Below are 13,586 nucleotides of genomic sequence, written 5' to 3' on the forward strand. Positions count from 1 at the left end.
CCACCGAACAGCAGGGGACTGTCCGGTTCCCCCCAAACCGGACCTCCTCGCCGGCCGAACCACTGGGGAGGGTCGGCCGTCTCGGAGCCCGACGATCGTGACACCCCCCAAAAAACCTTCGTCGTCACTCTCGTCGTCCGGCTGATCACCACTTTGCCGGGTGGTGCTCACACTTCGGTCACACCGGGTCAGCGCCCGGACACTCGGGCCCTGGATGCGCAGGAAGCCGGTCCCGCCGCGGTGAAGAGGGAGGTAACCGCGGTGGAACCGGCCAGTCTGGGTGGTCCTGCTGTGCAACTGACGAGCGGTGCTGGTGGCCCCCCAGGAACTCCGCCACCAGCACCGCTGCGGAGAACTCTGCCGGAGGCCGCTCACACTTTGCTCACACTGCGATCACTGCGTGTCTAAACTGCCCGTGACCTGGAGGGACGGGTGATCGCCGAGTACCGCGTGCCGGGGCCGTCAGAGGTGCTGATCGACGTCGGCAACGAGTACCCGACAGCGCGAGTGCCCATGGTGCACGGCAAGGCATCTTTGGCGTGAGCTCGGTGACGAGCGAGCAAGCGGGGGTAGATCGCACAGCCGGACAAACCCGCGAGCCGATGCCACACTCGTTGACCTGGCCGGAAGGGAGATCATGAGCGTCGAGTTCCGCGTGCTCGGTCCCCTCGAAGTGCTGCTCGACTCCGAGCCGGTGTCCGTCCCGGCTGGACGCGGCCGCGTGCTGCTGGCCACGTTGTTGTTGCGCCCCAACCAGTTCGTGTCGGTGGACGAGTTGGTCGAACGGCTGTGGGACGGCGAACCGCCCACTGTGGACCGTGCCCACAAGACGTTGCAGACGACGGTGCTGCGACTGCGGCAGGCCCTCGGCGCGGCGAACCGCGTGCGCACGACTCCTGGCGGCTACCTGTGCGAGGTCCGGCCGGACGAGCTGGACCTGCTGCGGTTCCGCGCGCTCGTCAAGGCCGGCGACTTCGCCTCCGCCGCGGAGCTGTGGCGTGGTCCCGCGCTGGCGAACGTGGTGTCGGACGCGCTGCACCGCGACGACGTGCCGCGCCTCGAAGCCGAACGCCTCGACGCCCTGGAACGCCGGATCGACGCCGACCTGGAACGGGGCGGGGCGAGCGACATCGTCGCCGAGCTGATCGAGCTGACCCGCGAGCACCCGCTGCGGGAACGGTTCTGGGCACAGCGGATGACCGCGCTCTACCGCTCGGGACGGCAGGCGGAGGCGTTCGAGAGCTACCGCGAGATCACGACGTTGCTGGCCGACGAGCTGGGCGTCGACCCGTCACCGGAGCTGCGTGAGCTGCACCTCGCGCTGCTCAACGGTGAGGTCGGTGGTTCCCAGCGCAAGGCCCTCTGCCAGCTGCCGCCCGACACCGCCGGTTTCGTGGGCCGCGCGGAGCTGTTGTGCAAGGTCGAGGAGAAGCTCGCGGCACCCGGTGTGCCGGTGGTCGTCCTGTCCGGTGCTCCCGGTGTGGGCAAGAGCGCGTTCACGATCAAGGCCGCCCACCGGCTTCGTGATCGTTTTCCCGACGGTCAGCTGTTCGCCCGGCTCAACGGCGCCAGCGGTGATCCCCGCGACCCGGTGGAGGTGCTCGCCGAGTTGCTCGTGGCCCTGGACGTGCACGCGTCCGCTGTGCCGGACGGTCTGGAGGCGCGCAGTGCCGCCTTCCGCGCCCAGCTGGCCGACCGCAGGATGCTGGTGGTGCTGGACGACGCCGCCGGATCCGACCAGGTCAGGCCACTGCTGCCGGGCACGGAGGGCTGTGCGGTGCTGATCAGCAGCAGGCAGCAGCTGGTCCAGGTCGACGGCGCGCAGAGCCTGCGGGTGCCGCCGCTGGGCGAAGACGACGGAATCGCGCTGCTGTCGAGCGTTCTCGGTGCGGAACGGGCCGGCACCGACAAGGCCGCGGTAGCCGCGATCGTCCGCGCGTGCGGTGGCTTGCCACTCGCGTTGCGAGTCGCGGGTGCACGCCTCGCCGCCCGTGAGTCGTTGCCGCTGAGTTCACTGGCCCGCCGCCTGTCCGACGAACGTCACCGCCTGGACGAGCTCACCATGGGCGACCTCGAGATCCGGGCGACGTTCGGGCCGAGCTACGAGGCGCTGCCCGCCGACGCGGCGACGGCGTTCCGCAGGCTCGGCCTGCTCGGTGCGACGGACGTGGCCTCCTGGACGGTGGGCGTGCTGGCGGGCGGTGACGGGGAGCGCCTCGTCGAACGACTGGTGGAGGCGAACCTGCTCGACGAGGTCGGCCTCGACGTCACCGGCGAACCCCGCTACCGCCTGCACGACCTGCTCGCGGTGTACGCGGCCGAACTGGTGCGCGCGGAGGACGAGCAGGTCGTCGCTGAGGCCATGCGCGCCTACGTCCACCTCCTCCTGACCGTCGTCGAGGTGGCTGCCGAGGCTTGGACAGGAGGGGACGAGCTGCCGTTGGTGCCCATCGCCCCCTCGACCGCGCTGGACCGCGCCGAGATCGAACGGCTCGCGGACAACGGCGAGGGACTCCTGGTCTCCGAGATGGTCAACATCGAGCGCGCGATCATGTACTGCCTGCGCAAGAACTGGGTTTCCGACGCCGCCAACCTCGTCGACCGCGCGTTCCTCTTCCTCGACGTCTACTACTCCCACGACCGGGTCCTGCAGTTGCGCGAACTCCTCAGGGAAGCGGCGTTCGCCGACGGCAAGGACCTGATCGCGTGGCGGTCGCACCTCGATCACGTGGCCCAGCGGATCACGCGCGGCGTCACCGAGGAACTCCTCGCCGAACTCGCGCGCTGTGCCGAGGCGTTCGAGGCCATGGACGCCCAGGCCGAACTGGCCGCGGCACTGGGCAGCCTGACCTACTACACGATGGTCCTCACCGGGCAACCGCAGGTGGCGCTCGCCGAACGCGCGGTGGTCGCGGGGCGGGCGAGCGGCGTGCGGAACCTGCGGACGAGCACCCTGCGTGAGCTCGGCACGATGCTCGCGACCGAAAAGCGCTACGCGGAGGCGACGCGGGTCCTGGACGAGGCGCTGGCCATCTCCAGGGAGGCGAACGCCCCCTGGAACGAGATCGCGTTGCTGCTCAGCCGGATCGCGTCGAGCGCCCTCGCCCAGGGAGACCTCGACCGGGCGAGGTCGGCGAGCCGCGAGGCGCTGGACCTGACGACGAAGCTCGACGACACCCGCGGCATCGCCTACTGCACGACCCAGGCGGCCCAGGTCGACCTCGCCCTGGGGGACCCCGGGCACGCGCTGACCGGTGCGGAGAAAGCCCTTTCCGCCTTCGAGGGACTGGGAGAGCGGCGCGGGGCGGTGCGCGCGGTGGCCGTGGTCGCTGAGGCGACGCTGGCGCTCGGCCTGTACGGCAAGGTGATCGACGTGGCCACCGCCGCCCTGGAGAATTACGCGGATACGGGCGACGCTGATGCTGAAGAGCGACTTCGGGTGGCGCTGGCCGAGGCCAGGCGGAGGGCGTGATCGGTGAGCGTCGAGTTCCGGGTGCTGGGCCCGCTGGAAGCGCTGTTCGACGCCGAGCCGGTCGCGGTGCCGGCTGGCCGCTGCCGGGTGCCGCTGGCGAAGTTGTTGTTGCGCGCGAACCTGTTCGCATCGGTCAACGAGCTGGTCGAACGGCTGCGGATGGCGAACCGCCAAATTGCTGCGTGCGTACCACTGGCGGGCTACCGGGCGGAGATCGGCCAGGACGAACTGGACCTGCTGTGCGGGCCTGCGAGCAAGCACTGGAGATGGCTCGCTTAGTCGGCAACGACCTGGCTGGGGGCTGGAGACGAGGCTCGCGCTGGTGCTCGGCCCCAGACCCGAGTAAGGCGACCTTTGCCATCCGTGTCGTCCGGGCGCGTCGCATCGGGTAAGCATGTGCCCGGAAGAGGGGAAGGTGCATGAGCCTGCACGTCGCGGTCGACTTCGGCACGTCGAGCACCTGCGTCGCCGTTTCGGCCCACGGCCGGGAGCCGCAGGTCGTCGTGTTCGACGGCCAGCCGCTGGTGCCGTCCGCCGTGTTCGCCGCCGCCGACGGGACGTTGTTCGTCGGCCATGAGGCCGAACGCCAGGCCGCGGTCGACCCTGCCCGCTACGAGCCGCACCCGAAGCGCCGCGTCGACGAGGGTGAGTTGTTGCTGGGCAGCACTGTGCTGCCCGTTGTGGACGTCGTGCGGGCGGTGCTGACGCGTGCGGTCGGAGAAGCGCGCCGGGTCGGTGGTGGGGCACCGGTCGATCTGCTCGTCCTGACCCACCCCGCGGACTGGGGAACGGTCCGCACCCGAGTGCTGCTGCAGGCGGCACGAGGGCTCGGCCGTGAGCTGGTGCTCGTGCCGGAGCCGGTGGCGGCCGCTGTCTTCCACTCCGCGAGTCATTCCATCCCGGACGGTGCCGCGCTCGCCGTGCTCGACCTCGGCGGTGGAACGGTCGACGCGAGCGTGGTGGCGCGCACGGGCAAGAGCTTCCGGGTGTTGTCGGCCAAGGGTGATCCGAGTTTCGGCGGTGCCGACGTCGACCAGGCGTTGCTGGAGCACGTCGGCAGCCTGGTGGCGGCCAAGGATCCCGAGGCGTGGCGGCAGCTCGTCGAGGGCCGTGAGATGGCCGACCGGCGCAAGCGGCGGGTGCTGCGGCAGGACGTCCGCGGCGCCAAGGAGACTTTGTCGCGGCACGCCTACACCGATGTGCCGATGCCGCCGCCGTTTCCCGACGCGCACGTCACGCGTTCCGACCTGGAGCAGTTGATCACCGGGCCGCTCAGCCGAGCGGCCGCGCTGGTTGGGGCCGCGGTGCGCGACGCTGGTCTCGCTCCTCAGCAGCTCGCCGGTGTGTTCCTGGTCGGAGGATCGAGCCGGATTCCGCTCGTCGCGCGGCTGGTGCACGAGCACACCCGCGTGGTGCCTACGAGCATCGACCAGCCGGAGACCGTGGTCGCCCGTGGAGCGCTTCGGGCCGTCAGCCTCGATCCCGAACGGACCGGTGGCGTGGCGCCGCAGACGCCTCCTAAGGGCGGTCCGGGTGAGGTGACGCACAACCTGCGGGTGACCGACGACACCACCCGCAAGATCACCCGGCGGATCACCCCGCCGCCGGTCGCGCAGTTCCCGTCGGCGTTCCCCGCGGTGCCACCGCCCAAGAAGAAGAGCAGGGCGCCGCTGTTCATCGCCATCGGTGTCGTGGTGGTGCTCGCCGCGGCCGGTGTCGGCGGCTACTTCTGGCTGAACACGAAGACGCAGGAGCAGAAGCCACCGGAGAACCAGATCGCCGTCTACGACTACAGGTTCACCCTGCCGGACGGGTGGGAGCAGACGGGCGGCGCGCCGGTGGACCGGCAGGTGCTTTTGCAACCGATTGACCGCAAAACCACGAGCGGGGATTCGCCGGTCGACCGCATTGCTGTGCAGGAGCAAACACTCGTCTACAACAGTGACGTGGATCGGGACCGCGCGCTCAAAGAACTGCAGGGTCAATACGACACGCGCGAGAAGAACGGCGACAAGGTCTCCGGATTCGCCGATGCGGCCACATTCGCGGGCAAGTCTGTTGTTCACTATCGCGAAGAAGTGAGCGGTGCAGACGTCGACTGGTACATCCAGTTCGTCGGCAAGGTTCAGGTGAGCGTGGGCTGTCAGGCGACAGACGCCGGCAAAGCAGCCGTCAACGCCGCCTGTGAGCAGATCGTCCGCTCGCTGGTCATCAAGCCGCAGTAGCAACGTCAGGGGAGTTGCCGATGTCCGCCACCGAGGCCCTTGGCCGGTTCCGCGCAGAGGTGGGAGCCGCCGTCACCCGTGCCCGCCGGGCCGCCGGTGAGGTGGGAGAACGCAACGCCGAGCTGCGGGAACGCACACGTGAACTCGCCAGGCAGGCACGTGAGCGCAAGGTCGAGCCCGGCGCCCGGCCGACCTCCTCCGACGTCCATGAGGCGGCCACCGGGTTCCGCAACGATCGCGGACTGCCCGTCGAACAGGTTCCGGATGTGGCGGAGCTGACCCCACCGCCGCCTGTTGAGACCAAGCCTGTCGCCACTCTCGGTTCCACCGCTGTCGCCGGTCCGAGTGGTCAGCTTCCTCGTCCGAGTGACGATGACGAGGACTTTTCGCAGTCGCGAATCCTCTACTGACCCCCGGTTTCACCCGGAACCGTTTACTAGAGCAACTACTTCGAAAGAAGTCGCGACAGGGCGGAACCGGCATGGCAGGGTCTTGCGTCGGAAGAGGCGTACGAACCAAGAAGTACGCCTGAAGTTCTCTGAAGGGGGATATTCCCAATGGGCAGCTTTACCGTTGGACCTGAGGACCTCGACCGTCTCGCGAAGCAGATCATCGAGATCGACGGCCAGACCCAGGGCACGCTGCGGCAGGTGCGCAGCACCGCCGAGAGTGTCCGCGCCTCGTGGGGTGGCTCCGCGGCCGACGCGTTCACGAAGCTGATGGAGCGTTTCGACGACGACACCCGGAAGCTCCAGGAGGCGCTGCGCAGCATCGCCGAGCAGATCTCGGGCTCCGCCAAGACCTACATCGAGAACGAAGAGCAGCAGTCGCAGGCTGTCAGCGAGATCGCCAACCGCCTCGGCTGAGCCGCGTAGACCTCCGAAACCTTCACATCAGACTTTCAAGGGGAGAATGAAATGACCAACCCTGGTATCAAGGTCACGTTCGGCGAGCTGGTGAACGCCTCTTCGCAGATCACGAGCTCCGCGAAGCAGGTCGAGCAGCAGCTGAACGACCTCCAGAACGAGGTCAAGCGCGTGCTGGCCACCTGGGAGGGCGCGTCGTCCGGTGCCTACAACGAGGCGCAGGACAAGTGGAACACGGCCGCCGCCGACCTTCAGTCCGTGCTGGCCTCGATCGGTTCCGCGACCATGGCTGCGGCCGAGGCCTACAAGCAGGCTGAGGACGCCAACGCCCGTCGTTGGTAAGACCCTGGCGGTACCGCCAGACCTTCGTGAGCCCCGGAACCACGTGGTCCGGGGCTCACGTACGTCCGGGGGTGGGGCGTCACAGGGGGTCGTTTTGGTCCCCGCACCACCCATCCGGTATCTTCTTACGTTGTTGTGCGGTAGCTGGCGCCCATGCGCGCCGCGCCTGTCTCGGAACCACCGCTTGGCCCGTCCAAGATCGGTCTGGGGCAACCGCCGCAGTGACCCCAGACGCAAGTGACGACGAGGTAGACCCGTGCGCACGTACAGCCCGAAGCCCGGTGAGGTGACCCGCACCTGGCACGTGATCGACGCCCAGGACGTGGTGCTCGGCCGGCTCGCCACCCAGGCCGCGACGCTGCTGCGCGGCAAGCACAAGCCGACCTACGCGCCTCACGTTGACACCGGTGACTTCGTGGTCATCATCAACGCTGACAAGGTCGCGCTGACCGGCTCGAAGCGGGACCAGGAGTTCCAGTACCGCCACTCCGGCTTCCCCGGCGGTCTGCGCAAGCAGTCCTTCGGCGAGGTCCTGGACACCCGTCCGGACCGCCTGGTGGAGAAGGCGATCAAGGGCATGCTGCCCAAGAACCGCCTGGGCCGTCAGATCGCGAACAAGCTGAAGGTCTACAGCGGACCGAACCACCCGCACGCGGCGCAGCAGCCGCAGGCCTTCGAGATCAAGAAGATCGCCCAGTGAGCGACGAGTACACCGAGGAAGTTCCTGTGACCACCCCTGAGAACGAGACCCCTGAGGTCGAGGCCGAGGTTGTCGAGGCTCCCGAGGCCGAGGCCGCCGAGGCTGAGGTCGTCGAGACCTCCGCGCCGGTGGTCGCGCCCTCGCTGAACGGCGCCGCCCACCTCGCGCAGACCGTCGGCCGCCGCAAGGAGGCCGTCGTCCGCGTTCGCCTGGTGCCCGGCACCGGCAAGTTCACCCTGAACGGCAAGGCCCTCGAGGACTACTTCCCGAACAAGGTGCACCAGCAGCTCATCAAGGAGCCGCTCGTCACCGCCGAGAAGCCCGAGACCTTCGACGTGATCGCCAACCTGCGTGGCGGCGGCATCACCGGCCAGGCCGGTGCGCTGCGTCTCGCCATCGCGCGTGCGCTGATCGCCGTCGACTCCGAGGACCGCCCGGCCCTGAAGAAGGCCGGCTTCCTCACCCGTGACCCGAGGGTCAAGGAGCGCAAGAAGTACGGTCTCAAGAAGGCCCGCAAGGCGCCTCAGTACTCCAAGCGTTAAGTCGGCTCCGTCGCTGGGCGAGCTGTGTCTGCATTCGTCAGACCTCAGCTCCTCCGCGCGACAGCGGGGACACCCCGCACCCCGAGCCCCAGCTGTACCTGCGGGAGCAGCAGTTCACCTCGAACTGCTGCTCCCGCAGTGTTTTCCGGGTCTTTCCCGTCGCCTCGCAGTGTCCAATTCGGAGGATTCATGGCCCGCCTGTTCGGCACCGACGGAGTGCGTGGTCTCGCCAACGCCGATCTCACCCCCGAGCTCGCGATGTCCGTCGCCGCCGCAGCGGCACGAGTGCTCGCCGAGCACGACCGTTCCCACCGCCCGGTCGCTGTCGTCGGCCGCGACCCGAGGGCGAGCAGCGAGATGCTCGACGCCGCCGTCACCGCGGGTCTCACCTCGGCCGGTGCGGACGTGTTGCGCGTCGGCGCCCTGCCCACCCCGGCCGTCGCCTACCTCGTCGCCGCTCTCGGCGCCGACATCGGCGTGATGATCTCCGCCTCGCACAACGCGATGCCGGACAACGGCATCAAGCTCTTCGCCGCGGGCGGCCACAAGCTGCCCGACGAGGTCGAGGACGAGATCGAGCAGCTCATGGGCACCGGCTTCGACCGTCCCACCGGCGCTGCGATCGGCAGGGTTCGGGACGTCCCCGATGCCGAGACCCAGTACGTCGAGCACCTGCTCAAGGTCACGCCGCACCGCCTCGACGGCCTCAAGGTCGTGGTGGACTGCGCGAACGGTGCCGCGTCGGTGGCCGCACCGGACGCGTACCGCCGCGCCGGGGCCGAGGTGATCGCGATCAACGCGACCCCGGACGGGCTCAACATCAACGACGGCTGTGGCTCCACTCACATCGAGGTCGTGGCCGCCGCGGTCCGCGAGCACGGTGCCGACCTCGGCATCGCGCACGACGGTGACGCCGACCGCTGCCTCGCCGTGGACGCCGAGGGCAACGTCGTCGACGGCGACCAGATCCTCGCCGTGCTCGCGCTCGCCATGCGCGACGCGGGCGAGCTGTACGAGGACACCCTCGTCGCCACGGTGATGAGCAACCTCGGCCTGCACATCGCGATGAAGGAAGCCAACATCCGCCTCCGCACCACCGCGGTCGGCGACCGGTACGTGCTGCAGGACCTCAAGGCAGGCGGCTACTCGCTCGGGGGCGAGCAGTCCGGCCACGTGGTGCTGCCCGCGCACGCCACCACCGGCGACGGCCTGCTCACGGCGCTGCGCCTGATGGCCCGCATGGCCGAGACCGGCAAGTCGCTCGCCGACCTCGCCTCGGTGATGCGCCGGCTGCCGCAGGTCCTGATCAACGTGAAGGTCTCGGACAAGGCCGCTGTCGCCAAGGCCGCGTCGGTCAGCGAGGCCGTCGCCGCCGTCGAGGCCGAGCTGGGCGACACCGGCCGCGTGCTGCTGCGCCCGTCCGGCACCGAGCAGCTCGTGCGTGTGATGGTCGAGGCCACGAGCCACGAACAGGCGGAGTCGGCAGCGCAGCGCCTGGCGAATGTGGTTTCCTCGGTCCACTGAGGATTTCGGAGGACCCGTGGCTGTCTGGATGGTGCTGTTCTTCCTGCTCGTGCTGGTGCTGGTCGGGGTGGTCCTGGTGGTCGTGCTGGCCACCAGGCGCAAGCCCGCCCAGCAGCCGCAGCAGTGGTACCCGTACCCGCAGCAACAGTTCCCACCTGGACAGCAGGGCCATCCGCAGCAACCGATGCCCGGCCACCAGCCGTACCCCGGCTATCCGCCCTCGCCGCAGGGACCGCCACCAGGACAGCAGCCGCCCAATCAGTGGTGATCACCGGCGAATGCCGCCGAATGGCTGTTTACTAAGGCAACCGACATCACGGAGCTCCGGTCAGCGCATGACTGGAGCTGGCACTGTATGGCGGAACCCGATGAGGCCGAATTGCGTCAGATCGGGGACAAGGGGAGGCGAGGAATGTCTGGGTTCGGCGTACAGTCCGGCGATTTGACCAAGACGGCGGGAACGTACGAGGCCGAGGGGTCGCAACTGATCTCCATGAAGGCCTCGATCACACCGGGCGTGGGGGCCGGGCAGGTAGGACGCAAGTTCCAGGCCGTCGCCGCCCAGTACAAGACCTTCTTCGACCAGTTCGGCCAGAGCGTCGAGAAGTTCGGCAAAGAGGCGAACGGCATCGCCACGCGCCTGAAGGACGTCGCCAAGACGTACGAGTCGAACGAGGCGCAGACCTCGGGTCAGTTCAAGGGGTAACGAGTCGTGGCTGACCAGAACGAGATCAAGAAGCTCCTGGACGACCCGAACGTCACCCCGGAGACCAAGAAGCAGCTCGTCCGCGCGCTCGCGGGTGCCGGCGCTCCGCAGGAGGAGGTCGAGCGCTACGGCAAGGCGAACGGCGTCGAGGTGCCCGACGACCCGAGCGTGGGCGACCACGTGGTCGGCACGCTGCTGGCGCCGGTGACGCTCGGCTTCAGCGAGGCCCGCAACATCGCCAAGGAGGGCGCGCACGCCGCGTTCACCATGGAGGGTGGCGACGCGGACAAGCTCGTCAGCAAGGCCAAGGAGGAGCGCGAGCTCGGCTCCACCCAGAAGGTGCTGAACGAGCAGGGCGACGTTCCGAACAGCAACACGCTGCTCGACGCCGGTGCGCCCGGTCTGCGCTTCTTCGAGAAGTTCATCCCGGTTTACGCCAAGGCCGCGCCCGCGTGTGGTCACCAGGGTGCCGCGCCGAACCTGCAGAACGACATCTACCGCAAGTACGACGAGGTGCGCGACATCGACTTCGCGAAGTTCCGCGAGGACGCGCACAAGCTCACCGAGCACGTCAAGAAGATCCAGGACCACGACAACCAGCTCGGCAGCGCCTGGAACGGGCTCGGCTCGTGGGAGGGTCCCGCCGCGGAGGCCGCGCGCGGGTACCACGACAAGTTCGCCGGCACCTCGAAGACGTTCGTCCAGCAGGCGGGCACTGGCCCCGGTGCGATCACCGGTGGCGTGACCAACATGCAGAAGCACGTCAAGGACTTCGCGCAGCAGATCCACGACCAGTACTCCGAGAAGTGCGGTGGGCTGACCGTCGAGGAGGCCGAGGAGGCCATCCGGCACGCGAACGGTGACGTCTTCCCGAACGACGGCGGCATCCTCGACTGGGTCTACGGCGTCCAGAGCGATCTCAAGAACTCCGTGATCGGCGCGATCTGCGGCGGCCCGCTCGGCATCCTGTCCGGCCTCGGCTGGGGCGGCTGGATCGCCGACGTCCGCGACAAGATCATCAGCGACGCCAAGGAGAAGCTCAAGGCGCTCTGCCAGGAGTTCGACTCCAAGAAGAAGGCGTTCGACGGCTACTGCGAGGCCGTGCAGACCGGTGTCGACGCCGACTACAAGGCCATGTTCCAGGGCATGACCACGGCCTTCGGCGGAGACCCGTTCGGCAAGGTCGGCGACCCGCCCCCGTTCACCGGTGAAGGCGGTGGCGACCGCAGGAAGCCCGGCGGCGGTGGCACTCCGCCCGGTGGTGGTGGCACGCCACCTGGTGGTGGTGGCACGCCGCCCGGCGGTGGTGGCATGCCGGAGGTGCCCAAGCCGGAGAACCCGCTCGACAAGGACGGCGACGGCAAGCCCGACGTCCCCGGCGACACCGACGGCGACGGCAAGCCCGACGACCTCGACGGCGACGGCAAGCCGGACAACCAGGCCAAGCCAGAGGAGAAGCTCGAAACCGTCACGGTCAAGGCGGGCGACAACACGATCAAGGTCACGGAGCCCGACTCGAACGGGCACGTGAAGATGACGATCGACACGCCGAAGGGCGAGCCGAAGACCTACGACCTGGACTTCAGCAAGAACCCAGAGGCCGCCAAGGCGCTGATGGGCCAGAACGGCGCGCAGGCCATCACGAACATGGCCAACACGCTCACCGGCTCGACGCCGTCGAACCAGACGGCGCCAGGCTCTCCCGGTGCGCCGGGTGCCACCGGCAACACGCCGGCGCCGGGTGGCGGCGCGGTGCCTGCCAGTGGTCCGGCGGGCTCGGAGTCGAACCCGATCCCGGTCGAGGTCGGCGCCGACGGCAAGATCCACATCGAGCAGGACGGCGTCAACTTCACCGCCGAGGTCAACACCCAGACCGGCGAGATCAGCCTGACCGCGGACAACGGCGACGGCACGCCCGACCAGATCGGCGTGAGCTTCGGCGAGGACGACAACCCGGCAGCGCAGACCCCCGGCTCCGAGTCCGGATCGGGCGAGGGCGGTCGCGGTGTGGACGGGCCGGGGCTGAGCGACGGGCTTCGTCTCCCGGAGTCGGACTTCCCGCAGCCCGTTCCCGCTGACGGTGGCGTCACGACGATGCCCGCCGAAGCCGAGTTCCAGCCGATGCCCGCCGTCGAACGCGAGTTCCAGACGATGCCCGCGCAGGCTCCGGCGGCCGAGCAGCCGATCTGGAACCCGCCAGGCCAGGAGGGCCAGCCAGGCCAGCCGGGCCTGGGCGAGCGCTTCCAGGAGTCGATGGGCCGCCACTACATCGAGGACAACGGCATCATGCCGCACGTCGGCGAGCCCAGGATCCACACCGCGGACGGCCCGCTGTACGCGCAGGCTTCGGACAGCACGTCGACCTCCGGTGTCTCCTTCACCGGCGGCGGTTCGAGCGGCGAGTCGGTCCTCGGCGGCACGACTCCGGACAGCGCCTGGAGCAACCAGAACCAGGGCGACAGCGGCAGCGGCTTCAACACCAACGCCTCCGAGGCCGGTCAGCCCGGCTCCGCGAGCCTGCCGTCCATGCAGGACGGTGCCCACGGTCAGGGCCCGACCGGCGCGTCCGCGGGCGGCATGATGGGCGGCGGGATGATGGGCGGCGGCATGATGGGTGGTGGCGCCGGTGCGGGTGGTCAGCAGGGTGGCGACACCGAGCGGGGGGCCAGCCAGTGGCGTACGACCGGCACGTTGTTCGACGACGACAACAGCAACCCGTTGATCGCGCAGACCGTGCTGGGTGACGAACGAGGAGAGGCCGCCAACCCATGGCGATGATCGGGGACGTGGACCCGCGCATCCAGACGCTGTTCGACGACAACCTGGCCAAGACCCGGCGTGCCACGGCCGAGGTCTCGGCCGAGCTCAAGGCCGAGCAGGACCGTCTGGCGGCCGAGGCCAAGGCGCGCGAGGAGAAGCGCCAGCGGGACATAGCCGACGCGCGCGAAAGCGCCGAGAAGGTCAGCAAGCAGGGTGAGCAGCAGCAACCGCGCAAGCCGCAGTGGGAGCGTCCCGAGCGCGGGGCGGGCGAGATGGCGTTCGGGCCGGAGGACGACGACGGCGGCTACCAGCCGTCGCGGCCTGTCGCGCCGCCGCCTCCTCCGGTCGCAGCACCGCCGCCTCCGCCGCCTGCGCCACCGGTCCGTTCACGGCGTCCGGCACCGGTGGACGATGACGACGACCTCAGCGGTCAGACCTGGCTGAGCTGA

13 protein-coding genes are annotated in these 13,586 nt (G+C 69.2%); all 13 read left to right on the forward strand.

All coding sequences use genetic code 11. From position 1 onward, the window contains the following. Window positions 1-637: 637 nt before the first annotated feature. Entirely contained in the window at window positions 638-3,472 is a 2,835-nt protein-coding gene (locus IEZ09_RS31830) for an AfsR/SARP family transcriptional regulator (protein ID WP_189257502.1), read from the forward strand. Between the two features lie 3 nt (window positions 3,473-3,475). After that, on the forward strand, window positions 3,476-3,751 hold the full coding sequence (locus tag IEZ09_RS31835) for an AfsR/SARP family transcriptional regulator (protein ID WP_189257503.1): 276 nt from the start codon (window positions 3,476-3,478) through the stop codon (window positions 3,749-3,751). Between the two features lie 140 nt (window positions 3,752-3,891). After that, on the forward strand, window positions 3,892-5,697 hold the full coding sequence (locus tag IEZ09_RS31840) for a type VII secretion-associated protein (RefSeq protein ID WP_189257504.1): 1,806 nt from the start codon (window positions 3,892-3,894) through the stop codon (window positions 5,695-5,697). Between the two features lie 20 nt (window positions 5,698-5,717). Next, complete coding sequence (locus IEZ09_RS31845) at window positions 5,718-6,107, forward strand: hypothetical protein (protein WP_189257505.1); 390 nt, start codon at window positions 5,718-5,720, stop codon at window positions 6,105-6,107. Window positions 6,108-6,254: 147 nt separating this feature from the next. After that, a complete protein-coding gene (locus IEZ09_RS31850; protein ID WP_189257506.1) occupies window positions 6,255-6,563 on the forward strand; it encodes a WXG100 family type VII secretion target in 309 nt (102 codons plus the stop codon). Window positions 6,564-6,614: 51 nt separating this feature from the next. Further along, the gene (locus IEZ09_RS31855) at window positions 6,615-6,905 is read left to right on the forward strand and encodes a WXG100 family type VII secretion target (protein ID WP_189257507.1); all 291 of its coding nucleotides are present in this window, start codon (window positions 6,615-6,617) and stop codon (window positions 6,903-6,905) included. A 256-nt stretch (window positions 6,906-7,161) separates the two neighbouring features. Then, window positions 7,162-7,605, forward strand: a complete 444-nt coding sequence (gene rplM / locus IEZ09_RS31860; protein ID WP_030472013.1) for a 50S ribosomal protein L13 — start codon at window positions 7,162-7,164, stop codon at window positions 7,603-7,605. A 26-nt stretch (window positions 7,606-7,631) separates the two neighbouring features. After that, window positions 7,632-8,147, forward strand: coding sequence for a 30S ribosomal protein S9 (gene rpsI, locus IEZ09_RS31865; protein ID WP_189257508.1), 516 nt, complete (start codon window positions 7,632-7,634; stop codon window positions 8,145-8,147). Between the two features lie 189 nt (window positions 8,148-8,336). Then, complete coding sequence (gene glmM / locus IEZ09_RS31870; protein ID WP_189257509.1) at window positions 8,337-9,671, forward strand: phosphoglucosamine mutase; 1,335 nt, start codon at window positions 8,337-8,339, stop codon at window positions 9,669-9,671. Window positions 9,672-9,687: 16 nt separating this feature from the next. After that, window positions 9,688-9,939 (forward strand): hypothetical protein, encoded by a 252-nt coding sequence (locus IEZ09_RS31875; RefSeq protein WP_229813133.1) that lies wholly within the window; start codon window positions 9,688-9,690, stop codon window positions 9,937-9,939. 174 nt (window positions 9,940-10,113) lie between these two features. Then, on the forward strand, window positions 10,114-10,377 hold the full coding sequence (locus tag IEZ09_RS31880; RefSeq protein ID WP_189257511.1) for a hypothetical protein: 264 nt from the start codon (window positions 10,114-10,116) through the stop codon (window positions 10,375-10,377). A 6-nt stretch (window positions 10,378-10,383) separates the two neighbouring features. Continuing rightward, entirely contained in the window at window positions 10,384-13,155 is a 2,772-nt protein-coding gene (locus IEZ09_RS31885) for a hypothetical protein (RefSeq protein ID WP_189257565.1), read from the forward strand. Beyond that, on the forward strand, window positions 13,146-13,586 hold the full coding sequence (locus IEZ09_RS31890) for a hypothetical protein (protein WP_189257512.1): 441 nt from the start codon (window positions 13,146-13,148) through the stop codon (window positions 13,584-13,586). Before IEZ09_RS31885 ends, IEZ09_RS31890 begins: the two co-directional genes overlap by 10 nt.

Origin of the sequence: Lentzea flava (genome assembly GCF_014648475.1) — a bacterium.
GTDB lineage: Bacteria > Actinomycetota > Actinomycetes > Mycobacteriales > Pseudonocardiaceae > Lentzea > Lentzea flava.